This window comes from Veillonella sp. T34266-5, assembly GCF_002959815.1.
GTDB lineage: Bacteria > Bacillota > Negativicutes > Veillonellales > Veillonellaceae > Veillonella > Veillonella atypica.
Genome location: NZ_PPCZ01000004.1, coordinates 93,231 through 118,148, shown reverse-complemented (window position 1 = coordinate 118,148; position 24,918 = coordinate 93,231). Strand labels below are relative to the sequence as shown.

Genomic DNA, 24,918 nt, shown 5'->3' with positions numbered 1-24,918 from the left:
CTCGCGTTTTCGTCTTAAATCTAACATAGATTGGAAATAGGATTTTGCTGCATTATTACAGGGAGTAAAGGAAGGGACCCGAAGTCGTTTTTTTGAGGCAGCTCACCTTTTTTATTTCTTCAATTATAGATTGGAAATACGATTTCGCTGCTCCTGAGTTTTTCTGTTATACTTACTATATATAACAGGAGGTGCCGATATGAAGATGTATTCTTTTCCGTATGATTATAAAAGTGTAGATGTGTCTATTGATGAGCGGTTTGTGCAGGGGGTTCTTGTGTCTAATGCGGCGGCGTATGTAGCTGAAAAGAGTCCCGCTGAGCTTGTAGAGGAGGCTCTTGATCATCCGATTAACAGTCTGCCTCTTGAAGAATTGGTTAAGGGAAAACGCAATATGGTTATTATTACGAGTGACCATACGCGCCCTATGCCAAGTAAGGTGACGTTGCCTATTTTGCTCCGTCGTATTCGCGCGGTGAATCCGACAATTGATATTACGATTCTGATTGCTACTGGCTTTCACCGGGCCATGACGCACGACGAGATGGTACATCGGTTCGGCGAGGATATCGTGAATAACGAAAAACTGATCAATCATGACTCTGAGGATGCTGCGAATATGGTGGAAATCGGCACGTTGCCATCTGGCGGCAAGTGCGTCATCAATCGTTTGGCGGTAGAAACGGAATTGCTCATCTCTGAAGGGCTAATTAATCCTCATTTCTTTGCGGGCTTCTCGGGCGGCCGCAAATCCGTGTTGCCTGGCGTTGCCTCCAAGGTGACGGTGTTGGCTAATCATTGTGCTGAATTTATTGAAAGCGAGCATTCCCGAACCGGTAAAATCGATGAAAACCCAATCCATAAGGATATGTTGTATGCCGCACGAAAAGCGAATTTGCAGTTCATCCTAAATGTTATCATCGATAGCAAAAAGGAAATCATCAAGGCTGTAGCGGGTGATTGTGTAGATGCCCATAAGGAAGGATATGAGTTTATTCGTTCCTTGTCCTCTGTGAAAGCTATTCCTGCAGATATCGTTATCACAAGTAATGGTGGATATCCATCTGACCAAAATCTATATCAATCCGTAAAGGGTATGACTGCTGGCGAAGCCTCTTGTAAGGATGGCGGTGTTATCATCATCGCTGCTTCCTGTAAAGAAGGACATGGGGGACAAGCATTATATGAGGCTTTCAAAAATATGGAAAGCCCTCAAAAAATCCTAGATGATATCCACGGCGTACCTCGTAATGAAACTAAACCATACCAATGGAAAATTCAAATTTTAGCGCGTATTTTGAATCACTATAAGGTTATCGTTGTGACTCAAGATTGCGACCATCAAGTCATTCGTGATATGCACATGACGCCTGTGTCCACATTAGATGAAGCATTGTGCATTGCCCGTGGCATTATGGGCGAGGATGCATCGATTACTATAATCCCTAATGGATCTACAGTGATTGTAGAATAGTTACGTCTATTGTATTTTTACAATGGAAAGTCCTTTACGTGGTAGTGTAGGAGTGTGATTATGTCTGATAATATAGTTTTGTTTTATTTATTTTTTATTGTAGTTGGTTTTTTTACCGCTATGTTCGGTACGATAATTGGAGCGGGTGGAGGCCTTGTATTTGTACCATTATTTATGTATTGGTTCCCAGAATGGTCTCCATCTATGATTGTGGGAACATCGCTATTTTCTGTTATGTGTAATGCCATCTCTGGGTCATTAGCATATTTACGGCAGAAAAAGGTGTATGTTAGCGCTGCACTTATATTTAGTATTTCTACATTCCCAGGTGCTATTTTAGGTGCTCGTATGTCTGGATGGTTCACTGGTAATGGATTTATGTTTGCCTTTGGCTGTTTTATGCTATGTGCTTCATTCTTGATTGGTTTTAAGAACTTTGGTAAAAAAGGAGAGCGTAAAGAAGAATCTTTGACTAAAGATCAGGTGACGTACAATAAACCAATCGGTATTGCCATTAGTGTTATCGTTGGTTTCATCTCTAGTATTTTCGGTATCGGTGGCGGCCTAGTACATGTGCCTGCTCTGATTTATATCATGGGATTTCCCACACATTTAGCAACGGCTACTAGTCATGCTATTTTGGCTGTGTCGACTGCCGTTGGTGTTATTACACATCTTATAGAGAATCATATTGTATTTAGCATTGCTATTCCGGCTAGTATTGGTGCCATATTTGGGGCCCAAGCAGGCGCTCAAATAGCAAAACGCCTCAGAGCTAAGGCTATCTTGGCACTTATGAGCATCGGCGTATTTGCATTGGCTATTAAATTGATTATTGGGTCTGGGATATTGTTTTAAGTAGGATAGATATTCATATACATTGCTTTTTAAAATTAGTACAGGCCTGTTCTAATTTATATGGAGGCCTATATGTGAGGCTTTTAGAATTAAAACACACCTGTTCTAATTTATAAGAGCACTTAAATATGATGCTTTTACAAATAGAATACGCTTATTCTAATTTACAAGAGTACCTATATAGTCTAAACATAAGAAAAATATATAAAAGGGCTGTAACAGAAATGAGATTACCTCATTTTTGCTACAGTCCTTTTGTCTGTGCTTTTTAGTATCTATTCCTAAAACGCATAACTAATTTATATTGATAATTCCTAATGTGTAATATACAGGATACTAGGAAAATTCACATAAATATTCATATATTGATGTAGATCTGTATTCATGTTATAAAGCGGTTGATTCCCATGGATACGCTTATTGATGGGGAATACCCATATGGGCTTTCATAAGTGGTTATCATATATTTTTATTGATGTGTGTTCCTAGGAAAGGCACTTGTTTTTCTAGTAAATGAAATCAACTTTCAACTAAGATGCATTTTATATTATGTATCTATAGAATTTATATTTCATATACAATTTATGCATAATGGTAGCGACCGAAATGAGAACGGCGTATACTAGTTATAAAAGAAATTTTCCTAAGGATAGGATTGGAGGCTTTTCAAGTGAGTATATTAGTTAAAGATTATGATCGTTTTGCCAAAGAGGCGCAAGCGATTTGTAAGGATCGTGTTTATACAGACCGTCTGCGCCGTTATGCGTATGGTGTAGATGCATCTTGTTACAGTTATTTACCAAAAGTAGTGGTAAAAGCAGAAAACGAATCCGAAGTACGTCATCTTATTCGTTTGTGTCAACAATGTGGCACACCATTTACATTCCGTGCGGCTGGCTCTTCTTTGTCTGGTCAATGTTCCAGTGAAGACGTGCTTATCGTTTGTAATGATGGCTTCAAAAAAATGGAAGTTATCGACGATGGCAAAGCATTGCGTTGTGAATGTGGTGTTATCGGTTCCGATGCGAATGATTTGTTGAAACCATATAATCGTAAAATCGGTCCAGACCCTGCAACGCTTGCAACAGCATTGGTAGGCGGTATTTTGAACAATAACTCCTCCGGTATGTGTTGTGGTACTGCACAAAACTCTTATAAAACAATTCGCTCTATTCGCGTTGTCTTATTAGATGGTTCTATTTTGGATACATCCGATAAAAAGAGCATCGATCAATTCCTAAAAGAAAAACCTCAAATGGTTGAAGATATTTTGCAATTGCGCAAAGAAATCTTGGCTGATGAAGAGTTGACTCATTTGATTCATCATAAATACAAAATCAAAAATACTACAGGTTACGGCTTGAACTCACTTGTAGATTTTGAAGATATCATCGATATTATCAATCACTTGTTCATCGGTTCCGAAGGTACATTGGGCTTCGTATCTGAAATCGTGTACAACACTGTTGAAGACGTACCTCATAAAGGTTGCGGTCTCATGTTCTTCAGCACATTGAACGACGCATCTCTTGCCGTTGTAGCCTTGGCTAATATGGGCCGTGAAAAGGTTGTTGCTGCTGAAATGATGGACTATCAATCCCTTAAAGCAGTTCAAACTCTTGATAATGTACCTGATTTCGTTCGTGAAGTTCCAGAAGGTACAAGTGCTATCTTGTTCCAAACTGAAAGCTACTCTAAAGACACTGTTGATGAAAACTTGGCTTTCATTAAAGAACAATTGAAAGATATTCCAACAGCTATTCCAAGTCTTTATTCTCAAGATCCTAAAGAATATGATTCCTGGTGGGCAATCCGTAAAGGTATCTTGCCAATCGTAGGTGGTCAACGTAGAAAAGGTACTACTGTTATCACAGAAGACGTTTGCTTCCAAATCGAAGACTTCACTAAGGGCATCGAAATGCTTACTGAATTATTCCACAAATACGATTTCGTTGATGGTGGCGTAATCTTCGGTCATGCGTTGTCCGGTAACGTTCACTTTAACATTACACCTGATTTCAGCGACCCTAAAGATACTAAGAACTTCGGCGACTTGGTAAAAGAAATGTCCGAACGCGTATCTGGTTTTGGTGGTTCTTTGAAAGCCGAACATGGTACAGGCCGTATGGTGGCACCTTTCATCGAAATGGAATGGGGCCGTAAAGCGTACGAAATCAACCGTCGCATCAAAGCAATCTTTGACCCTACTCGCATCTTGAATCCTGATGTTATGATTACTGATGATCCAGATGTGTACAAGAAAAACCTTAAAGCACAATGCGTTATCGATGATGCTTTCACAATCTGTATGGAATGTGGTTTCTGTGAAAAGAACTGCCCTAGCCGTAATTTGACATTGACACCACGCCAACGTATCGCATTGTTGCGCGAAACTAAACGCCTTGAAAATGAAGGTAATTTCGCTGTTGCAAACGAACTTAAAAAAGGTTACGAATATTTCGGTGTTGAAACTTGTGCTGCATGCTCCATGTGTAAAGGTCTTTGCCCACTTAGCATCGATACTGCACAAATCGCATTGTCCATGCGTCGCATCGATCCACCAGCACCTGGTTTGGCTAAGAAAATTTACGACAACTTCTCCAGCACTCTTGAAATGTGCCGTGCCGGCGTAAGCCTTGAAGGTATTGCTGGTGCTATTATTACACAAAAAGCAATTTCCAAAATCACTGAAGGATTACATGGTGTAACTGGCGTAACACCTTATGTACCTAAAACAACACCTAAGGCTAACCGCTATAAATTGAAAAACCGTATTAAACCTACTAACTTTGAAAAGGTTGTATACTTCAGTACTTGTGCGAACCGTGCGTTCCGTCAAAACCAAGGTTATGATGATCAACGCAGCTTGCAACAAGTTGTTGAAAGCCTCTGCAATAAGGCTCAAATCGATATTATCTATCCTGAACATATCGAAAACCTCTGCTGCGGCTTGAGCTTTGAAAACTACGATGACGTACATGAACGGGCTGTAAAAGATTTACACGATGCGTTGATGAAAGCATCTCAAAATGGTAAATATCCAATCGTTATCGACCATAGTGCATGCTTTAACCATGCATTTAAACATATGCCAGATTTAGAAATTAATGATATTTCTGAATTCTTATGCAAATTCGTAGTACCTCGCCTTGATATTACAAAATGCGATGAACGCGTTCTTGTTCATAAACAATGTAAAATCAAAGTATTGGGCAAATCTCAATATATTGAAGACTTGGCACGCCTCTGCTCTGACCATGTATTTAATATCAAATCCTTTGCATGCGATGGCTTTGCCGGTCAAAAAGGTTTCTTCACACCAGAACTTAACAAAGCAGCTACAAAAGACCTTGCTAGTGAAGTTGCCGAATACGGTGCTACACTCGGTGTAAGCTCCAGTTCTACATGTGAAATTGGTCTTGGTGAAAGCGGCGGCATCCCATTCGTAAGCGTTGCGTACTTGTTGGATCGTTGCTCTAAGGCTAAAAAATAATTGAACTAGAAAATCTAATAGACTAAATTAAAACAAAGTGCTAACATTTTATTATGATGTTAGCACTTTGTTTTGGTGGCGTGTTTGTATTTATTGTTAGATGTTTATTTTTCTAATAAATATGGTATACTATATGTAGGTAGTAGAGTGTATGAAATTACCTACAATATAACAAAAAAAAGGACGAGTGGCAGCTCGTCCTTTTTCTTGCTTATTTTTTATTCTTATTGTTGAGCCAATAGCTGTAGGTAGTTACTGCTAGGGCAACAATAAGAGGGGCAAGCAAGGTACCCCAGAGTGTATGAAACAACTCCTCCAATATAACACCTCCTTTCTGGAGGTATTTTTATTATATCATTATATTATGTACATCGTAGATAATTTAAGAATGGAACATATATTATGAAGAAAATTTTATCCATACTTGTCCTAACTATAATTATTAGTGGCTGTGGGCTAAATCAGGATGCAAATAGTAGTAATACCGAAAGCAATACTAAGAGTTCTAGTGAATCCACTCAAGATAGTAGCAAAATGGCTAATCTAGATAGATACTTAACTGCCGCTAAGCAGGCTTTATCTGTTGGCGATTATAATAAAGCTATCGAGGAGTCTACTGTTGCTGTTAAGGCTAATGCCAATAATGCTGAAGCCTATTCTATACGAGGCTTTGCAACAGCACTTAATGGCGATACCGCCAAAGGCTTGGTTGATACGAAGAAGGCCTATGATTTAGATCCTAATAATGTGGCTAACTACTATAATATGGCCATGGTTTATAAGCTACAAGGTCAATTAAATGAGTCTAAACAATGGTTCGAAAAGGTATTAGAAAAGGACCCTAATAATACTTGGTCTGTGTATGGCATTGCTACCATTTATGCAGACCAAGGGGATGATACTAAGGCCCTTGATTGGCTTGAAAAAGCAATTAAAATTGATCCATCTGTAAAGGCTGTTGCTGCTGAACAAGATCATTTTGAACGCTTTCACAATAATAAGAGATTTAAACAACTCGTTGATTTATAATGTTTTTTCTACTAATGCTTCTTGTAATAATTGTGAGAAATTAATGCCTTTTTCTAAGGCCCGTTCGTTAAGCCATGCGGGAATGGTTAAGGTTTTCTTTACGGATTTACTATTTTTAGCTAAATCAATATCCGTTTGCACTAATGTAGGATAGGTTGTATCCGTACAAGGTAAGTTACGTATAGATGTAGGCGTAGGTAAGCTTTCGCCATCCTCTAAGGCACCTAAAATATATAGCTCCATAGCCTCTTGAGCATTTGTTATGAGTTCGGTTAGGGTTGAACCAGTGCTGCTTGTATATTCTAAATCTGGAAATTCAGCCCAGAAACCATCAGAATCATCGTGGATTATAGCCGGGTATATAAATTTCATAGAGGTCCTCCTTATTTAAGCCCTGTGCGTTTCAAAATGGCATTTAATAAACCTGTAGGTACATCTTTTCCGTGTACGGCAATCACTTCAACTTGACTATCTTTTTTCAAACGATGGTGGCTACCACGTTGCCGTACATCCTTCCAACCATTTTTGAGTAGCAGTTTAAGTAAATCTTTATCCTTCATATTTTCTCCTTTTATAATAACACGTGTATACGTATAAAACAATTTATAGGAGTTATTCTTTCTTAGTTGTAGTCTACCAGTATATAAAGGAAAATAGGGGTGCCCATTGGTCACCCCTGACTCTATTGGTCACTTGACAAGTAATGATAAATGACTTTTGTGTATATATACTATTCTTATTATTTATAATGGGTATATAATTAGAATATATAAACTAAGCTGTATATTGATGAAAGGAGAGAATTCATCATGAAACCACTTGGCAAAAGGATGGCAATGGCTGTGTTGTGTGCACTAACGCTGACATCACCTTTGTTTTTGAGCGGTTGTAGTATGTCAGAGCTATGGCAGGGCACTGAGCAGAGCCGTAAGGAAATAGCACAGCGGTCGGAACAGGATAAGGTACAATTATTTAATCAATATGTGAAAGCCATAAGCCGATATAATCGCATGGCTGTTATGTTTGATTATGCGAATACACCGACGATTAATGATTTAAAAGCAGGTAAGCATTTAACTGTATTTAATACACCGAACTTTAAACAGTTACAAAAAGAATTAGAAGAAGCTAAGCAAGCCGGTATTCCTTATGATGAAATGAAGGAGCCCCTAGATAAGTTGCTTTCAAAATTGAATGAAATCACACCGGTAGCCGAAGAACTGGATGCATACTATAAATCTAAAGAATACACCACAGATAACTATGCTAAGGAACAGCAATTAGGTCCAAAGTATGTACAGTTGTATGAGCAATTTGTGCCTATTTATGCAGATTTTGATAATCTGATGCATAAAATCAACCTCGATCGATTACAACAACGGTTACAAGAATTGCGCGATGCAGGTAAGAAAAATGCAGCCGCAGCACAAGAGGTTCATTTGAGACTTACCGCTGTTCTTGAAAAGTTAGATAGTGAAAAACAACCGGATGTGAATGCCATGAATCAAGAGTTACAAGCTATTGGTGATTTGTCTAATGGCATTACTAACTCTAACTATGACACTGTTAAGACCTCTGTAAACTCTACAATCGGTGCTATCCGGACTTATATGGGTTCAAAACAAGATAAGGACTATACTCGTATGATTGAGGCTTATAACCATTATATTTCTAATATGAATACGACAAATATGAATGAATTAGATTAATAAGATCTGAGTTTATATTACGTTAGACTCGTGTAAAACGAACACATAAAAAGCTGTATTAAATGAGAATTTCATTTGCTACAGCTTTTTTGTAATGTATTCTATTTTTTTATCTTAATACGTGTCGTCATTTGATTAGATAGGGTAAACAATACGAGTGCCACCCAGATGCAGCCGAAGGCTATGAGTTGTGCTGTACCAAAGCTTTCACCAAAGTAGAAGATGGCCAAGAAGAAGCCCATGGTAGGAGATAGGTATTGTAAAAATCCGAGAATGTTTAGTGGTAATAGACGGGCACCGTACGAAAAGAGGATGAGCGGAATCGATGTGGTAAGGCCGGCACCGATGAGGAGGAGACCGGTCGGCGTTAGGTTTTCGATAAAGGACCACGAGGTGGTATCCACAGCCGTTAGATACCATAATGCTATCGGTGTAACGAGCCATGCCTCGAAGGCGATGCTCGAGAATGGATGGATGGTGAGACGTTTTTTTACGGCCCCGTATAGGCTAAAGGATACGGCTAGGATGATAGAGACTATGGGTAATGTACCTAGTTGAACAGTCATGATGGTCACACCTAAGAATGCGATGGCAATACTTAGCTTTTGTGGCCAAAGTAATCTTTCTTTATAGATTAGGATGCCCAACAATACGTTGAGCAATGGATTGATATAATAGCCAAGGCTCGTGTCGAGTACGTGTTGGTTTGTAACGGCCCAAATGTAGGTGAACCAGTTGATGCTAATAAGTATAGCAGCCAGTAATAGTAGGCCTAATTGCGTAAGATGGGTGCGTAAAAGTTGTATGTCCATACGCAGTTGTTGGCGCCCTGTAGCGATGACGAGGAAGAACATCCAAAATCCGGACCAGATGATGCGGTGCGATAATACGGAAAAGGATGATATTTGGTTTAAAAGCGCCCAATAGAGGGGCAGCAAACCCCAAATTAAACAGCACAACAATGTGGTGCTGAGACCTTTTTTGTTTATTTCGTTCATAATACGACCTCCCATTAGTAGAATTATTATAACATGGTGGTAGTATAGCAGTAGCGAATTATAGAGGTAATTTCTCTAAATTGCACCTATGCATTTTTATCATTCTATATATGCGTTAGTTATAACTTGAAATTTGCTACTTATGATTAACTGTTATGTTCATTGACTTTGTGCATATTTTTACACTATATTGGACTTAGAACAACGAATATAGAGAATAGGTGTCGCAAGACTTAATAGAGAAATCGGTACAAGCCGATGCGGTCCCGCCACTGTAAGGACGAGCCTGCTTTCATACATGTCACTGGAGCAATCTGGGAAGGCGAAAGCAAGGTGTTGAGCCCGAGCCAGGAGAACTGCCTATTTGATAATCACCGTTATGTACCTACGAGCGATAGGAAGGGGATTGAGGTATACTTTTTACAATAGTTTTAGTGTACCATTCAATATGTAACCTAACGTGTCACTCTCGGGTGGCACGTTTTTTTATTTGCCACGCTAGAGGGTCGTTCATATATGGCATAGGCTTAATAGTTTGACTGGAGATTCATCATCATGATGGACATATATTTGGCACCTATGGAACTCATATACGAAGCAACTCACTGGTACGGTGCGCTGTTCCCCCTGTATGGTTTCAAGTTGAAAAGGAGGCACATATATGTCTGACAAAAAGACTTCAAAGGACGCTGAACGCGATTTACTGGCGCCTGTATCCTTTGATGAGTTTGAGAAACCTACGTATGAACGATGGCAGGCTGAGGTTGAAAAGGCGTTAAAAGGTGGCGATTTCCATAAAAAAATGTTCACCAAAACCTATGAAGGTATTACGTTACAACCTATCTATACACCTGCATTGCATCAGGAAAAGATTCCAAAGGGCGTTTATCCTGGTGCTGGCGAGTTCCTACGTGGCACGAAAGCAAGCGGCTATATAAAAGATTCTTGGGGTGTATCTCAATATGTTGATGAATCCTTACCGAAGGATGCCAATCATGCAAGTTTATACGAAATTGTGAAAGGTGGCACTATTCACAACATTCGTCTTGATGAAGCAACACGCCATGACCAAGATGTGCAAGTAGGCGCATCTGTTGGTGTAGGTGGCACATCCTTGTATACGATGGCCGATTGCAGCCAATTAATTGAACGATTTAATCTTAAGGAAAATCCTTTATACATTGAAACTGGCGCATCTGCAGCGATTTTGCTCGGTATGTTGTCGGCTACTGTGAAAGCTTCTAAAAAGCAAACATCCGATTTGAAAGGTCTCGTTGGTGCAGATCCTATCGGCGTGTGGGCTAAAGACGGTGCATTGCATATGTCTTTAGATACTGCTTTTGATGAAATGGCACATACTGTTGTATGGGCCAAGGATCAAGCACCTGAGCTTAAAACAGTGCTCGTATCCGGTGATGTATACGCTAATGGCGGTGCCAACGATGTGCAAGAGGTTGCCTATGCACTGGCAACAGCTGTTTGCTACGTGCGGCAATTGGCACAACGCAACATCGATATTCATACCATTGCTAAGAGCATGATGTTTACATTCTCCCTAGGTGCAAACTTCTTTATGGAAATTGCTAAATTGCGTGCGTTGCGCGTGCTTTGGGCTCGCATTATGGAGGCCTTCGGTGCTGGTGAAAGCGACCGTGCCGTTCATGTACACGGCAGAACATCTGCTTTCACAAAAACCGTATACGACCCATATGTAAACTTGTTGCGTAATACAACACAAGCATTCTCTGGTGTTGTAGGTGGTCTCAATAGTCTTGAAGTTTCTCCATTTGATCAACCAATTCGCAAATCCGATGAATTCTCTCGTCGTATTGCCCGTAACATTCAAGTTATGTTACAAACTGAATTCGAATTGCGTCAACCAGTTGACCCTGTAGGTGGTTCTTGGTATGTAGAAACATTGGCAGCTGAACTATGCGAAAAAATTTGGGATGAATTCCAAACTATCGAGTCTAAAGGTGGCATTATCGCTGCCTTGAAGGAAGGTTATCCTCAAGCGCAAGTTAAAACAATTCTTAATGAACGCTTTAAAAACCTTGCATTCCGTAAGGATGTAGCGGTTGGTAATAACATGTACGCTAATATGACGGAAGAATTGCTTGATCCAAAACCTGAAAATCAAGAAACATTGCGTCAAAAACGGGTAGCTCATCTCGAAGAATACTTGGCAACTGCAGATTCAGAAGCGGTTGTAAAAGCCCAATCTACACTCGAAGCAAGCACAACAGAGCCAGGTGCATTGATTGGCCTTATCGAGCTCGGTGCATTGCAAAAAATGACAATGCGTCAAATCCGTAAGGCTTTGGATGCGGGCGATATTTCCTCCGAAACAATCGAACCTATTACGGCTCATCGTTGGACGGAACAATTTGAAGCTCTTCGTATGCGTACGGAAAATTATAAACAACGCACAAAAGATAATGTGAAGGTATTCTTGGCGAATATGGGCCCTATTCCTCAACATAAACCTCGTGCGGACTTCTCCACAGGCTTCTTTGAAGTAGCGGCGTTCGAAGTCATCAAAAATGATGGTCATGAAACAACGGCTGATGCGGCTAAAGCGGCTCGTGAAAGTGGCGCCGATGTGGTAGTTATCTGTTCTACAGATGATACGTATCCTGAATTGGTTCCACCACTTGCGAAGGAATTGAAAGAAACTATGCCGAATGTAACGGTTATTTTGGCAGGGGCACCATCTAAGGACCTAGAGCCTGTATATCGTGAAGCAGGTGTAGATGATTTCATCTCTGTTCGCGCAAACTGCTACGCTATTTTAAATACATTACAAGATAAGAAAGGGATGTGAGCTCATGTTTAAAAATCCAGACTTCTCCTCTCTTGGCTTGGGATCTCAGTCTGCCACATCGCGCGATGCATGGCTTGCTGAACTTAAAAAAGAAACAGGAAAAAGCTTTGAAGACTTATATAATACAACAATGGAGCAAATCCAATTAAAACCTCTCTACACAGAGATGGATTATGAAGGAATGACGCACCTAGACTATATGGCTGGTGTACCTCCATTCTTGCGTGGACCTTACTCTACCATGTACGTAACGCGTCCTTGGACAGTACGTCAATACGCAGGTTTCTCCACAGCCGAAGAATCCAATGCGTTCTACCGTCGTAACTTGGCAGCGGGCCAAAAAGGTTTGTCTATCGCCTTCGACCTTGCTACTCACCGTGGTTATGACTCCGACCATCCTCGCGTAGTGGGCGACGTTGGTAAAGCGGGCGTTGCAGTTGACTCTATCCTCGATATGGAAATTCTATTCTCCGGTATCCCTCTTGACCAAATGTCCGTATCCATGACAATGAACGGCGCCGTATTGCCTGTTATGGCATTCTACATCCTAGCTGGTGAAGAACAAGGTGTTGATAAAAAGGTTATGGCCGGTACAATCCAAAATGATATCTTGAAAGAGTTCATGGTACGTAATACCTATATTTACCCTCCAGCTACGTCTATGCGTATCATCGGTGATATCTTTGCGTATACATCTCAAAACATGCCTAAATTCAACAGTATCTCTATTTCTGGCTACCATATGCAAGAAGCGGGTGCAACGGCGGATATCGAATTAGGTTATACATTGGCCGATGGTCTTGAATACATCCGTACCGGTGTCAATGCAGGCCTTCATGTTGACCAATTCGCACCTCGTTTGTCCTTCTTCTGGGCTATTGGCAAAAACTACTTTATGGAAGTGGCTAAAATGCGTGCGGCTCGTATGTTGTGGGCTAAGATTATTAAGAGCTTCGGTTCTGAAAATCCTAAATCTATGGCTCTTCGTACACATAGCCAAACATCTGGTTGGTCTCTTACAGAACAAGATCCATTCAACAACGTGGCTCGTACATGTATGGAAGCGATGGGCGCCGCATTGGGCCATACGCAATCCCTACATACGAATGCGCTTGATGAAGCTATCGCATTGCCTACAGACTTCTCTGCTCGTATTGCGCGTAATACTCAGCTTTACATCCAAGACGAAACTAAGGTATGTAAGGTTATCGACCCATGGGGCGGTTCCTACTATGTAGAAGCGTTGACTGACGAATTGATTCGTCGTGCTTGGGGCCATATTCAAGAAATCGAATCCCTTGGCGGTATGGCGAAAGCGATTGACACAGGTCTTCCTAAGATGCGTATTGAAGAGGCGGCGGCTCGTCGCCAAGCTCGTATCGACTCTGGTCGTGAAGCCATCGTCGGCATCAATAAATATCGTCTAGATAAAGAAGATCCATTGGATATCCTCGATGTAGATAATACAGCTGTACGGGAAGCGCAAATCCGTCGTCTCGAACAATTGCGTGCTAACCGTGATGAAGACAAGGTTCAATCCTGCCTCGAAGCGATTACCAATGCTACAGAATCTGGTGAAGGCAACTTGCTTGCCCTTGCACTTGAAGCAGCTCGTGCTCGTGCATCCTTGGGCGAAATTTCCTTTGCTGTTGAAAAAGTTTGTGGCCGTCATAAAGCGGTTATCCGCTCTATTTCCGGCGTATACTCCAGCGAATATGAAGATGATGATGTAATCAAAGAAGTACGTCAAATGGCAGATGATTTCGAAGAACTCGAAGGTCGTCGCCCTCGTATCATGATTGCTAAGATGGGCCAAGACGGTCATGACCGCGGTGCCAAAGTTATTGCTACATCCTTCGCGGATATGGGCTTTGACGTGGATATCGGACCTTTGTTCCAAACTCCAGAAGAAACAGCACAAGACGCTGTGGATAATGACGTTCACATCGTCGGATTCAGTTCTCTTGCAGCAGGTCACAAAACATTGTTACCTCAACTTGTAGAAGAACTTAAGAAACGCGGTCGCGGAGATATTTTGGTTGCCATCGGTGGCGTAATCCCTGCTCAGGACTATGAATTCCTACGCGAACATGGCGCAGTGGCTATCTTTGGCCCTGGTACAGTTTTGCCAGTAGCGGCGAAAAAATTACTAGAAACATTGACTAGTCACGTACAAGACGAGTCTAATGACTGATAACAAACGGCCTACTCCGGATGAATTGCGCAATACACAGGCTGCTACTGGTGAAAGTAGCGCTCCAGAATTAGGTGTAAAAAACGCAAATGCCGAGGGTAGTACCTATCGCCCCGATTGGGTGCCAGAAGATGCGAAAAAGGATGATACCTTTGCGTGTCACGTCATGAAAGGCGTCAAAGAAATGCACGATGGCCTTTTATCCAGCTCCGCTCATCTGGCTCCATCGGTACGTCCCGTACAGCGGCGCAAGAAATTAACTGTCGCTGATTATGTACGCGGTATCGAGCAGGGGGACCGCGTTATACTTTCACGGGCTATTACATTAGTAGAAAGTAATAATAAGGAACACTTTAAATTAGCTCAACAAGTGTTACAAGCTATATTGCCTCGTACAGGTAAGGCGTTGCGCATCGGCATCACCGGTGTGCCTGGGGCCGGTAAAAGTACATTTATTGAAGCCTTCGGGAACATGCTCATTGAAGCAGGTTACAAGGTGGCCGTACTTGCCGTAGACCCTACGAGCCAAGTCACCAAGGGCAGTATTTTGGGCGATAAAACGCGGATGGAAACGTTGACGAAACATCCTGAGGCGTATATCCGTCCATCGCCAGCTGGTGGTACACTAGGCGGCGTAGCTCGTAAAAGTAGAGAAACCATGCTGCTTTGCGAGGCTGCTGGGTACGATATTATCCTCGTCGAAACTGTTGGGGTTGGGCAAAGTGAAGTTACCGTTCGTTCCATGGTAGACTTCTTTATGCTCATCGTATTGACTGGTGCCGGTGATGAATTGCAAGGCATTAAAAAAGGCGTTATGGAATTGGCCGATGCCATTGTGGTCAACAAGGCGGATGGGGATAACCTTAAACGAGCTCTCATTGCCCGTAGTGATTACGATCGGATGTTGCATTACATCCGCCCTGCTACGGAAAAATGGAAAACTCAAGCCTACACATGTTCTGCCGTTACAAAGGACGGCCTCGACGAATTATGGGATGTGATCCAAGAATTTACGGAACAAGGTAAAGAAAATGGCGTATTCCTCAAACGTCGTCAAGAACAATCCCTTCGTTGGGTACGCGATATGATTGACGAACACTTGCACAACCTATTCTTTAATAATGTAGTCATTCAAGGTCGTATGGGCGAAGTCGAAGCGGCTGTTTTAGATGGTGAAATGAGTGAATCACAAGCCGTCGAAGAACTTATAGGCGTCTTTGACAAGTCCTTAAAATAATCTCTATACATATAGGCATAGTATCTATACTGCTATCGGTTTGTAATTGATAGAAAATGCTAGGTACTATGCCTTTTTTGTTTCATGAAATGCATAAATATAGCTTTCATAAAAATCATATATGGTATATAATTTAGTTATAGATGTATACTTTATGGGTTATTTTAAAAGGAGAGATTTATTTTGAATCCATTAGTAAAAAAACTGACAACAGCAGTATTGTGTGTAACTGCTCTTACATCCCCATTATTTATGAGTGGCTGTAGTTTTTCTAAGATTGCCAATGGGGTGCAACAAGGCGCTCAAAAGGCATCGCAACAGGACATTAAAGTGTTCAATAACTATATCGAAGCGATTGGCGATTTTAATAGTTGGTCCGTACGCTTTGGATATGCTATCAATCCGTCCGTTCAAAAACTAAAAGAGGGGCAACATTTAACAAGCTTCATGGCACCACACTTTGATACCTTACAACAAAAGTTGCAAGCTGCTAAAGACGCTGGCGTACCATATGATGATATGAAGGAACCTTTAGACAACGTATTAGCTGTATTAAAGGATATTGTACCAGTAGCTAGTGAATTGGATACGTACTACCAAACTAATTCATATCAAGCAGATAATTATGCTAAGGAACAACAATTAGGACCTAAATACGTTCAACTATATGATAAATTCTATGCAGCATATAATCAGTTAGATGCAGTAGTTCACAAACACAACACGGAAAACCAACAAGAACAGTTAAAAGAACTTAAAGATTCTGGTAAGAAAAACGCAGCTGCAGTTCAAGAAGTTCATTTACGCTTAACAGCTCTATTAGATGGCTTTGAAGAAGGTAAACAAATCGATGTAAATGCAGCTAACCAAGAGTTACAAGGCATCATGGATGTAGCTGGCACCGTTACTAGTCCAGAATATAACACTGCTAAGTCTCAATTAAATACAACGATTGGTAGAGTTCGTACATTCTTAGGTGACCAATCAGCTGATCATTACAATGATATGATTGAATCTTACAATCGCTTCATTGGCAGCATGAATCGTTTGGATATTAATAAACTTGATAAATAATATCTAACTATGTACGAACATTGTGCGCATTACTTGTGAAAGTCCATGCCTCATAGGAAGTACTAAATTGTAGATATAAAAATTTCATACAAAGGTACATAACGAATGTACCTTCAAGGGCTACCTTAAATAGCAATATTATTTGAGGTAGCCCTTTTTGTGTGTTTTCTCATAATAGTTTTTGCCTTTGTTGACTCCTATACAGCAACTAGTATATTTTTACTCATCTATCGTGAGCCCCATATGTTTTGATGTATAAAAACGTGGTATAATTATAAGATAAGAACCTAAATGGGTGTGGGTTTTGGAGGTTAGTATGAGTAGCATTGCACATTTATTTGTAGCTGGTGGTTTCGTTATGTACCCACTCGTTATCTTTCTAGTTGTTACCCTAATGATTGGTATTGAGCGATTTTTTCTATACCGTAAATTCCGTAAGGACATGCGCCAATTCACGGCTGTCCTAAATAATCATCCAGGCTGGATTATGTTGCCAACCGTACTAGAACGAGATACACAAAATCTAGGTACTCTCTTTGCAAAGGCTTTGCGCAGTGCAAAAAATTACAATGGTTTAGAAAACCGTTTACAAGACTTGGTAGGCTATACCGATGAACGCTTAAAACGTGGCCTTGGGTGGCTTAGCATGATTGTTACGATGGCTCCCTTGCTTGGTTTGCTTGGCACTGTTCTTGGTATGATTCGCGCCTTTGCCGTTGTAGGTGGCGATATTGGAGCGCCTACTATCATTACAGGCGGTGTATCTGAAGCGTTAGTAGCAACTGCTACAGGTCTTACCGTTGCCATTATTGCCCTTGGCTTCCATAGTTACTGTGCTGCAAAGGTGAATGATTTTATCGTAGCCTTGGAACATGAATGTGGTAGCATCCTCGATGCGTACAACGAGGAACATGACCTATGAGACGTCGTACATTAGGTGTAAAAAAAGAACCGACCATCATGATCATCCCTATGATTGATATTGTATTTTTTCTATTGGTATTCTTCATGGTCGGCACTTTATACATGAATACGGAGCAACAAATCCCGTTAAATTTACCATCCACATCGACTTCGACGGCTAAATCCATTGAACCGATTATCATTACTCTCACCACATCGCATAAACTCTATATCGATAACCGCGAAATTTCTGCGGATAATCTATCCCAAGAGGTACAGGATATCGTGCGGACCACACCGCGTCAGGCCTTTGTTATTCGCGCGTCTAAGGACGTGTATTATAACGAGGTCATCGCCCTTCTCGATATGCTGAAAGTAAATGGCGCTAAGTACATTAGTGTCGCTACGGATCGGAAGTGATTCTATGTTTGAATCGCATTATTTTCGACCGTTTTTGATATCCCTGTGCATCAGTATTCTCATGATAACGGGCATGGGGCTTTCACTAAAGGGCATGAGTGGCACTGGTGCAGGCCAAGAGGCAGCTGAGATTAGCTTTGATTTGGCCGATGCTGGTGAAAGCGAACACGCCGAGGATCATCCGACGGTAACGCCGCCACCAGAGGAGGCAAAACCGCCTACAGATGCACCTGCGTCAGTAGCTCAGAAACAAGAAACGAAATCGCCTGTAAATACCGTAGAACCACAGAAAACTATAGATACAGAACAACCAGCATCGGCTACAAAACGTGAATGGGCTGTTCCAAAGCCCATAGAATCTGAGGCTACTGGTGGTGAGACAGGTGTTGTGACACATCAAAAACAGGAACAACAAAAGAAATTAGTAGGCAATGACGTATCGACGGATCCTAATGCAGAAGGTAATGGTCTCGATAATACAGATAAAGATCTATCGTTTTTTGCGGATGCACTCAATTTGCTGACGCCGGGTCAACGGGCGTGGCTCGAACAATCGGATATTAATCCTACAGAATATTTGCGCCAAGTGAAAGAACAAGGCCAAGCATCATCTGTACGCGGCGAAGCCGTTGTGCGCGTTAACTTTGACGCTAGCGGCAATGTAATTGTCGGCGTTAATACCCCGCGTATCGTAGAGGACTCCGTCCCTCCTGATGTACGAGACGAAGCTATACGTATCATCAAGACCAGCGGTAGTATTGTTAATAAACGTGGACAAGTCGTGTCCCTAGCCATCCCCGTCGTACTAGGACAATAAAGAGGCATACCTCACATACAAGAATGTATGTAAGATATGCCTCTTTTGTTACGCCTATGATTTGCTAGTTTAGCAGTCTGTTGTTCGACTACGTGCTATGTTATGAGTCCGTTGTTCAACGACCTACTTTTTTAACGCCGTTTTCGTGCTGTTGAATACCGCATAGTAAATGATGATGCCACCGATGAATAATGTCACTTGCATTTGCGTAGTATATTGATCCACGCGCCACAATGCAAAGGCATAGAAGAACATAGTAATGAGCATAATTAAGAAAGCCACGATGCGGCGCACATTCGTATGAACGGTATTGGATGTAGCGATGCGACCTTTATTGATGACTACATAGATAAGAGATACTAGAATATCGACTGCGTATACGCCTAAAATCCAGTTGATAGGCATGTCATTAAATACGAATAAGCCTAGAACGATAAAACTGATGAGAAAAAATAATTTTATCAACGTGCCTGCTGTTTGAGATTCCTTCGGTTGTTGTACCTGTTTTTTATGTTGTTTCTTTGCCATGATGTACTCCTATATGTGTATAGTATTAGTATGTTGATACGATATATAACTTATTTATACATTACTATTATAATAATAAATCACAAATCAATCTATATATAAATACAATGTAGAGATAGCAATAAAATACCGAACATTAAGAAAATCTAATATATATATTATTCGGAAAATTGCGGAAGATTTATTGAACCAAGCTTTCACATATGGTACAATTATTATATAAAAAATCTAGCTTTCACCATGCAAAGGAGACATCATGATACCACGTTATACACGAGAAGAAATGGGCCATATTTGGAGCGAACGTAATGAGTTCGACACAATGTTATTGGTTGAAACATTGGCATCTGAAGCGCAAGCTGAGCTTGGCGTGATTCCGAAGGAAGCGGCAAAAATCATTCGGGAAAAGGGCAATTTTGATGTTGAAAGAATTCACGAAATCGAACGTGAAACAAATCATGACATCATTTCCTTTGTGACTGCTGTGGGCGAATATGTAGGCCCTGAAGCGGCTAAATACATTCATCTTGGCTTGACATCCACAGACGTTAAGGATACTGCACTTGGCTATATGATGAAACAATCTTGCGATATTTTGATTGAAGATTTGAAGCAATTACATGCTGTATTGCGCCGTCGCGCTGCAGAATTCAAACATACGCCTATGATTGGTCGTACTCATGGTATTCACGGCGAACCTACTACATTCGGTTTAAAACTTTGCCTTTGGATGGCAGAGGTAGAACGCGATATCGAACGCATGGAACATGCTCGTAAAAGCGTTGCTGTTGGTAAATTGTCAGGTGCTGTTGGTACATACTCCAACATCGACCCATTCGTAGAACAATACGTATGTGAAAAACTAGGCCTTGAACCTGTTAAAATCGCCACTCAAGTCGTACAACGTGACCGTCACGCTGAACTATTGTCCACCATTGCTGTTGTAGGCGGTACATTGGATAAAATCGCTTTGGAAATCCGTCACTTGCAACGCACCGAAGTACGCGAAGCTGAAGAATACTTTAGCCCTAAACAAAAAGGTTCCTCCGCGATGCCTCATAAACGCAATCCTATTACGTGTGAAAGAATTTGTGGTATGGCTCGTTTATTGCGTGGTTATGCACAATCTGCGTATGAAGATCAAGCTTTGTGGCATGAACGCGATATCTCTCATAGCTCCGTAGAACGCGTTATCTTACCAGATGCAACCATCGCGTTGAACTATATGCTTCACCTAACAATCCGTACCATCGATAAATTGTTGGTATACCCTGAAACAATGCTTAAAAACCTTAACCTTACAGGTGGCCTTGTATTCAGCCAAACAATTTTGACACACCTCGTAGACAAAGGTGCCGTACGTGACGAAGCATACCGTTGGGTACAAAAACACGCTATGGAACGCTGGCTCGAAGGCAAAGACTTCGCTACAGGTCTAAAATCCGATGAAAACATCAAAAAATACATGACCGACGAAGAAATCGATGCATGCTTTGATCCATATAAACTATTGAAACACGTAGATACAATAATGGCTCGTTTCGGCCTATAATACCTTTGATAAAGGACGAACACCCTCCTCAAAGCCTCCACCGCCCAGGTCTGTCCCCTTTGGGGACAGGGGCAAAGTCGTTTTGAGAAGGGTGTTCGTCCTTTTCTCATAGTACCTATATGCCAAAAGCGAGCCTATGGGAATAGGGGACGGGCCGACACGCTATCGCGCTAAAGCGGGACCCGAAGTCGTTTTGAGGAAGGTATCCGTCCTTTTTCGCTATAAGTTCTATGCCGAAACGAGCCATAAAGGCAGACAGGGCAAAGTCGTTTTGAGAAGGGCATCAGCCCTTTTTCGTTTATCGCAAGTGCCGTATTTTCATATGGTGCTTCATAATTATTAGTAGTTAGAAAGGGGATAGGCTAAGTAAAAAACGACTTTGTGTTTCGCCCTAGTGTGTATTTTGTTATGGGGTTTTTGTTTAGCATGCTTGGTATGGGGATAAGGGCGAAAACGTTTTGAATGATGGATGATGAGGGTTTAAAAAACGACTTTGGCCCTGCGAAGCCCGAAGGGCGAAGTCAGACCCGGCCGGTGGAGTTTTTTGAACCCTCATCATCCATAACCTATAGTTGTTGATTTATCCCAATAAAAGGAGGATACATGAAAAGCACCATAAGAAAATACGCACCGCCTATCTTTCATTGCATTAACGATTTCGGTCAAGGCTCCCTCGCTGCATTGATACCGTTTTTTATTGCTAATTTTAATCTTAATTATTATCAATCGGCTTCCATTATTTTCTGTAATACCGTGGTAGCGTCTATTGCGCAGCCCATTTTGGGGTATGTAGCGGATCGATGGCGCGTACCTTGGTTTATTCCGGTAGGCTTTACGGTGACTCTTGTGTCCATTAGTGCTATGGCGTTGGCTACGAACTATGAAATGATTCTTGCTTTGTCTCTTTTAGCTGGTGTAGGGGCAGCGTTATTCCATCCTGAGGCGGCTCTTCTTGTAAATCGTACACAATCTCACGAGATTGGCAATGCCATGGGGCGCTTTGCGGTTGGTGGCAGTGCTGGTTTTGCCTTAGGGCCGCTCATTGCTGGTGGCGTTTATGTCTTTGGCGGCCAATTCCTCTGGGTGTTTACGGCTATTGCCGCGCTCGGCGTGTTGCTATATCTATATGCTTTCACAGGTCATACTACTGAGGCCGAAGATGCGCGTGAATGTGAAAGCCAAATTAAGGGAACAAATACAGGCATAAACGATTGGGTGAGTTTTACAAAGCTATTTTTCGTCATTGCCTCTCGATCAATTTTGTTCTCCGTATTATCGATTTTTATACCGATTTTATACATTACCGTTATCAATGGCGAAGCTGGTGTATCTAGTTTGACACTTACTATGTACTTTGCCATGGGGGCTGTCCTCACCTATATGGGTGGTGCCCTATCTGATAAGCTAGGCTTTCTAAAAACAGTGCGTTTAGGTAATATTATATTTTTACCATCCGTATTAGTGTTTATCTTCGTGCCAAATGCATGGGGATTCTTTGGCGCCATGATACCAATGGCCTTTGGCGTGTTCTCACAATATGGACCTATTACCGTTCTAGGCCAAAAATACCTTGCTAAAAATGCAGGCTTTGCATCAGGCATTACATTGGGCCTCGGCATTACATTAGGTGGCCTCGTAGCACCATATATTGGACATTTAGCAGATATTTATGATGTACAAACTGCATTAATGACCTTGATACCTGTTGGTGCGTTAGGATTATTAATGAGCTTCTGGTTGAAAGAACCTAAATAAAATAATTGTTATATAGTATAGGCTTGTGCTAATTTTTAGGGATGCATAATATACGTCTTTAAAATTAGAACAGGCGTGTACTAATTCGTAAGGGCACATATATACGCGCGTTTGAATTAAACTCTTTATTTAGTCTTTTCGTGCTTTGCTATTATGTTGTATAATAACTATGGATTAATTTGACTTTCACAATTGGAGGACATAGATATGGCAACAAGTATGGTAATCGGCACTCAATGGGGTGACGAGGGTAAAGGTAAAATCGTTGACTGGATCGCGGAACGTGCAGACGTTGTAGTGCGCAGCCAAGGCGGTAATAATGCAGGTCACACTGTTGTAGTAGATGACAAGGCATTCGCACTTCGTTTATTGCCAAGTGGTATTTTGTACGATGATAAACAAAATATCGTTGGTACAGGCGTTGTTATTGATCCTAAGGTGTTGTTACAAGAAATTGAAGGTCTTGAAAAACAAGGTAAATCTGCTAAATCCCTTCACATTTCTGACCGTGCTCATGTCATCATGCCTTACCATATTGCTCTTGATATGGCCGAAGAAGCATCCAAAGGTGATGCTAAAATCGGTACAACTAAAAACGGTATCGGCCCTTGCTATGCTGATAAGGTAAACCGTATCGGCATCCGCATTTGCGACTTGTACGACATGGAAACTTTTAAACAAAAATTGGCGTACAATGTTGAGTTTAAAAATAAAATGCTTACAAAGGTATACGATGCTGAACCTGTTAATTACGATGAAATCTTAGCAGATTACATCAAATATGCAGAGGCTTTGAAACCTTATGTAACTGATACAAATAATGCTGTGTTGAAAGCGATTAAAGAGGACAAAAAGGTATTGTTCGAAGGTGCGCAAGCAACTATGCTAGACCTTGATCATGGTACTTACCCATTCGTAACATCCTCTCATCCAATCGCTGGTGGTGCTTCCACAGGCGCGGGTGTAGGTCCTAACTATTTGAAAAATATTTTCGGCGTTGTGAAAGCTTACGCTACACGTGTTGGTGCAGGCCCATTCCCTACAGAACAACTTAATGAAATTGGTGAAGAACTTCGTACGCTTGGTCATGAGTTCGGTACTGTAACAGGTCGTCCTCGCCGTACTGGTTGGTTAGACCTTATGGTTGTAAAATACGCAGCAGGTCTTAGCAGCCTTGATTATTTAGCTATTACACGTTTGGATATTCTTGATTCTTTCAAAGAATTGAAAATCTGTGTAGGTTATAAATTAAACGGCAAAAACGTGGAAGGCTTCCCTGCTAGCTTGAACGATCTTGAAGCATGCGAACCTGTATATGAAACATTGCCAGGTTGGGAAACAGACATTTCCGGCATCCGTTCTTATGATGAATTGCCTGAAAATGCTCGTAAATACGTAGAACGTATTGCAGAAGTAACAGGCGTGCCTTTGGGTATCGTATCTGTTGGTCCTAATCGTAATCAAACAATCGATCTTGTTAATGTATTTTAATCTGCTGTAGCAAATTATTATAAAAAATAATAAGCGGAGATTCTTATTAGAGAATCTCCGCTTTTATGCGTATTTTCTATCTCATAAATTAATTTAATTATTCAATTAAAATATTTTAATGAGAATAAAAAGAAAAAAATAGATTTAGTTATAAAAATAGTATATAATAGTATAAAAGTAGATTGATAATTTTTGATGTATATTGAGGAGTTTTCTTATGGTTGAAGTTTCTTATGAACGTTTAGCGACGATTTTTAAAGCGCTCAGTGATGAAACAAGATTACATATTATAGATATGTTGTCCTGTAATGAATTGTGTGCAGCAGATATTTTGGCAAGCTTTAATTTATCTCAATCCACATTAAGCTACCACATGAAAATCTTAATTGATGCTGGCGTTGTAAATTCTCAACGTAATGGTCTTTGGACTCGCTATTCCATCAATGAAGATACATTTGGTGACATTTTGGAGATTATTCCACAATTGTACAAAACTAAAGACGAATGCATTTGCGCACAAATCAAATACTGCCGTCTTGATGAACACGAAAAAGACGCGTAA

General features: G+C 41.0%; 21 protein-coding genes and 1 riboswitch. Of the genes, 16 read left to right on the top strand and 5 right to left on the bottom strand.

Annotation, left to right across the window (positions count from 1 at the left end):
- The first annotated feature begins 199 nt into the window (after positions 1-199).
- The 3 genes from larA (at position 200) to VIHSUH07_RS02290 (ending at position 5,825) form a co-directional block, all read left to right on the top strand.
- A complete protein-coding gene (gene larA / locus VIHSUH07_RS02300; RefSeq protein WP_105083747.1) occupies positions 200-1,474 on the top strand; it encodes a nickel-dependent lactate racemase in 1,275 nt (424 codons plus the stop codon).
- Between the two features lie 60 nt (positions 1,475-1,534).
- Entirely contained in the window at positions 1,535-2,332 is a 798-nt protein-coding gene (locus tag VIHSUH07_RS02295; RefSeq protein WP_105083746.1) for a sulfite exporter TauE/SafE family protein, read from the top strand.
- Positions 2,333-3,002: 670 nt separating this feature from the next.
- Positions 3,003-5,825 carry an FAD-binding and (Fe-S)-binding domain-containing protein gene (locus tag VIHSUH07_RS02290; protein ID WP_105083745.1) on the top strand — a complete coding sequence of 941 codons (2,823 nt, stop codon included), beginning with the start codon at positions 3,003-3,005 and terminating at the stop codon, positions 5,823-5,825.
- 211 nt (positions 5,826-6,036) lie between these two features.
- Here VIHSUH07_RS02290 and VIHSUH07_RS09620 read toward each other — a convergent pair whose 3' ends face one another.
- The gene (locus tag VIHSUH07_RS09620; protein ID WP_229025288.1) at positions 6,037-6,111 is read right to left on the bottom strand and encodes a type I toxin-antitoxin system Fst family toxin; all 75 of its coding nucleotides are present in this window, start codon (positions 6,109-6,111) and stop codon (positions 6,037-6,039) included.
- 116 nt (positions 6,112-6,227) lie between these two features.
- Between VIHSUH07_RS09620 and VIHSUH07_RS02285 the strand changes: the two genes are divergently transcribed.
- A complete protein-coding gene (locus VIHSUH07_RS02285; protein WP_105083744.1) occupies positions 6,228-6,854 on the top strand; it encodes a tetratricopeptide repeat protein in 627 nt (208 codons plus the stop codon).
- On the opposite strand, the gene VIHSUH07_RS02280 is transcribed toward VIHSUH07_RS02285, so the two are convergent.
- Positions 6,849-7,226, bottom strand: a complete 378-nt coding sequence (locus tag VIHSUH07_RS02280) for a type II toxin-antitoxin system HicB family antitoxin (RefSeq protein WP_105083743.1) — start codon at positions 7,224-7,226, stop codon at positions 6,849-6,851. The genes VIHSUH07_RS02285 and VIHSUH07_RS02280 overlap by 6 nt on opposite strands.
- An 11-nt stretch (positions 7,227-7,237) precedes the next feature.
- On the bottom strand, positions 7,238-7,414 hold the full coding sequence (locus tag VIHSUH07_RS02275; protein ID WP_105083742.1) for a type II toxin-antitoxin system HicA family toxin: 177 nt from the start codon (positions 7,412-7,414) through the stop codon (positions 7,238-7,240).
- 249 nt (positions 7,415-7,663) lie between these two features.
- Here VIHSUH07_RS02275 and VIHSUH07_RS02270 point away from each other — a divergent pair, with 249 nt between their 5' ends.
- On the top strand, positions 7,664-8,563 hold the full coding sequence (locus VIHSUH07_RS02270; protein WP_105083741.1) for a DUF3829 domain-containing protein: 900 nt from the start codon (positions 7,664-7,666) through the stop codon (positions 8,561-8,563).
- Positions 8,564-8,664: 101 nt separating this feature from the next.
- On the opposite strand, the gene rarD is transcribed toward VIHSUH07_RS02270, so the two are convergent.
- Positions 8,665-9,561 carry an EamA family transporter RarD gene (rarD, locus tag VIHSUH07_RS02265; protein ID WP_105083740.1) on the bottom strand — a complete coding sequence of 299 codons (897 nt, stop codon included), beginning with the start codon at positions 9,559-9,561 and terminating at the stop codon, positions 8,665-8,667.
- Positions 9,562-9,763: 202 nt separating this feature from the next.
- Positions 9,764-9,939, top strand: a riboswitch (cobalamin riboswitch).
- Positions 9,940-10,222: 283 nt separating this feature from the next.
- On the opposite strand from rarD, the gene VIHSUH07_RS02260 reads away from it, so the two are divergent.
- The 7 genes from VIHSUH07_RS02260 to VIHSUH07_RS02230 all read left to right on the top strand — a co-directional run bounded on the left by VIHSUH07_RS02260 (position 10,223) and on the right by VIHSUH07_RS02230 (position 19,030).
- Positions 10,223-12,385, top strand: a complete 2,163-nt coding sequence (locus VIHSUH07_RS02260; RefSeq protein ID WP_105083739.1) for a methylmalonyl-CoA mutase family protein — start codon at positions 10,223-10,225, stop codon at positions 12,383-12,385.
- Positions 12,386-12,389: 4 nt separating this feature from the next.
- On the top strand, positions 12,390-14,579 hold the full coding sequence (scpA, locus tag VIHSUH07_RS02255) for a methylmalonyl-CoA mutase (protein ID WP_105083738.1): 2,190 nt from the start codon (positions 12,390-12,392) through the stop codon (positions 14,577-14,579).
- A complete protein-coding gene (meaB, locus tag VIHSUH07_RS02250; protein WP_105083737.1) occupies positions 14,572-15,816 on the top strand; it encodes a methylmalonyl Co-A mutase-associated GTPase MeaB in 1,245 nt (414 codons plus the stop codon). The genes scpA and meaB overlap by 8 nt, the downstream gene beginning before the upstream one ends.
- A gap of 183 nt (positions 15,817-15,999) precedes the next feature.
- On the top strand, positions 16,000-16,890 hold the full coding sequence (locus VIHSUH07_RS02245; protein ID WP_105083736.1) for a DUF3829 domain-containing protein: 891 nt from the start codon (positions 16,000-16,002) through the stop codon (positions 16,888-16,890).
- A 316-nt stretch (positions 16,891-17,206) separates the two neighbouring features.
- Positions 17,207-17,812, top strand: coding sequence for a MotA/TolQ/ExbB proton channel family protein (locus VIHSUH07_RS02240; protein ID WP_105083735.1), 606 nt, complete (start codon positions 17,207-17,209; stop codon positions 17,810-17,812).
- On the top strand, positions 17,809-18,213 hold the full coding sequence (locus VIHSUH07_RS02235; RefSeq protein ID WP_005378118.1) for an ExbD/TolR family protein: 405 nt from the start codon (positions 17,809-17,811) through the stop codon (positions 18,211-18,213). Before VIHSUH07_RS02240 ends, VIHSUH07_RS02235 begins: the two co-directional genes overlap by 4 nt.
- 61 nt (positions 18,214-18,274) lie before the next feature.
- Positions 18,275-19,030, top strand: coding sequence for a hypothetical protein (locus VIHSUH07_RS02230; RefSeq protein WP_105083734.1), 756 nt, complete (start codon positions 18,275-18,277; stop codon positions 19,028-19,030).
- Between the two features lie 123 nt (positions 19,031-19,153).
- On the opposite strand, the gene VIHSUH07_RS02225 is transcribed toward VIHSUH07_RS02230, so the two are convergent.
- On the bottom strand, positions 19,154-19,558 hold the full coding sequence (locus VIHSUH07_RS02225; protein ID WP_105083733.1) for a CAAX protease: 405 nt from the start codon (positions 19,556-19,558) through the stop codon (positions 19,154-19,156).
- Positions 19,559-19,814: 256 nt separating this feature from the next.
- Here VIHSUH07_RS02225 and purB point away from each other — a divergent pair, with 256 nt between their 5' ends.
- From purB to VIHSUH07_RS02205, 4 genes are all read left to right on the top strand, one after another.
- Positions 19,815-21,110, top strand: a complete 1,296-nt coding sequence (gene purB / locus VIHSUH07_RS02220; RefSeq protein WP_005377976.1) for an adenylosuccinate lyase — start codon at positions 19,815-19,817, stop codon at positions 21,108-21,110.
- A gap of 603 nt (positions 21,111-21,713) precedes the next feature.
- A complete protein-coding gene (locus VIHSUH07_RS02215; RefSeq protein WP_105083732.1) occupies positions 21,714-22,865 on the top strand; it encodes an MFS transporter in 1,152 nt (383 codons plus the stop codon).
- A gap of 207 nt (positions 22,866-23,072) precedes the next feature.
- Complete coding sequence (locus tag VIHSUH07_RS02210; RefSeq protein ID WP_009660681.1) at positions 23,073-24,356, top strand: adenylosuccinate synthase; 1,284 nt, start codon at positions 23,073-23,075, stop codon at positions 24,354-24,356.
- 217 nt (positions 24,357-24,573) lie between these two features.
- Positions 24,574-24,918 (top strand): ArsR/SmtB family transcription factor, encoded by a 345-nt coding sequence (locus VIHSUH07_RS02205; protein WP_005377990.1) that lies wholly within the window; start codon positions 24,574-24,576, stop codon positions 24,916-24,918.

Excerpts from the sequence above, each read along its gene's own strand:
- VIHSUH07_RS02285 (WP_105083744.1), top strand. The coding sequence starts at position 6,228 with ATGAAGAAAATTTTATCCATACTTGTCCTAACTATAATTATTAGTGGC.
- VIHSUH07_RS02205 (WP_005377990.1), top strand. The coding sequence starts at position 24,574 with ATGGTTGAAGTTTCTTATGAACGTTTAGCGACGATTTTTAAAGCGCTC.
- scpA (WP_105083738.1), top strand. The coding sequence starts at position 12,390 with ATGTTTAAAAATCCAGACTTCTCCTCTCTTGGCTTGGGATCTCAGTCT.
- VIHSUH07_RS02225 (WP_105083733.1), bottom strand. The coding sequence starts at position 19,558 with ATGGCAAAGAAACAACATAAAAAACAGGTACAACAACCGAAGGAATCT.
- VIHSUH07_RS02230 (WP_105083734.1), top strand. The coding sequence starts at position 18,275 with ATGATAACGGGCATGGGGCTTTCACTAAAGGGCATGAGTGGCACTGGT.
- VIHSUH07_RS02215 (WP_105083732.1), top strand. The coding sequence starts at position 21,714 with ATGAAAAGCACCATAAGAAAATACGCACCGCCTATCTTTCATTGCATT.
- purB (WP_005377976.1), top strand. The coding sequence starts at position 19,815 with ATGATACCACGTTATACACGAGAAGAAATGGGCCATATTTGGAGCGAA.
- VIHSUH07_RS02260 (WP_105083739.1), top strand. The coding sequence starts at position 10,223 with ATGTCTGACAAAAAGACTTCAAAGGACGCTGAACGCGATTTACTGGCG.
- VIHSUH07_RS02240 (WP_105083735.1), top strand. The coding sequence starts at position 17,207 with ATGAGTAGCATTGCACATTTATTTGTAGCTGGTGGTTTCGTTATGTAC.
- VIHSUH07_RS02295 (WP_105083746.1), top strand. The coding sequence starts at position 1,535 with ATGTCTGATAATATAGTTTTGTTTTATTTATTTTTTATTGTAGTTGGT.
- rarD (WP_105083740.1), bottom strand. The coding sequence starts at position 9,561 with ATGAACGAAATAAACAAAAAAGGTCTCAGCACCACATTGTTGTGCTGT.
- VIHSUH07_RS02275 (WP_105083742.1), bottom strand. The coding sequence starts at position 7,414 with ATGAAGGATAAAGATTTACTTAAACTGCTACTCAAAAATGGTTGGAAG.
- larA (WP_105083747.1), top strand. The coding sequence starts at position 200 with ATGAAGATGTATTCTTTTCCGTATGATTATAAAAGTGTAGATGTGTCT.
- VIHSUH07_RS02280 (WP_105083743.1), bottom strand. The coding sequence starts at position 7,226 with ATGAAATTTATATACCCGGCTATAATCCACGATGATTCTGATGGTTTC.
- meaB (WP_105083737.1), top strand. The coding sequence starts at position 14,572 with ATGACTGATAACAAACGGCCTACTCCGGATGAATTGCGCAATACACAG.
- VIHSUH07_RS02235 (WP_005378118.1), top strand. The coding sequence starts at position 17,809 with ATGAGACGTCGTACATTAGGTGTAAAAAAAGAACCGACCATCATGATC.
- VIHSUH07_RS02270 (WP_105083741.1), top strand. The coding sequence starts at position 7,664 with ATGAAACCACTTGGCAAAAGGATGGCAATGGCTGTGTTGTGTGCACTA.
- VIHSUH07_RS02210 (WP_009660681.1), top strand. The coding sequence starts at position 23,073 with ATGGCAACAAGTATGGTAATCGGCACTCAATGGGGTGACGAGGGTAAA.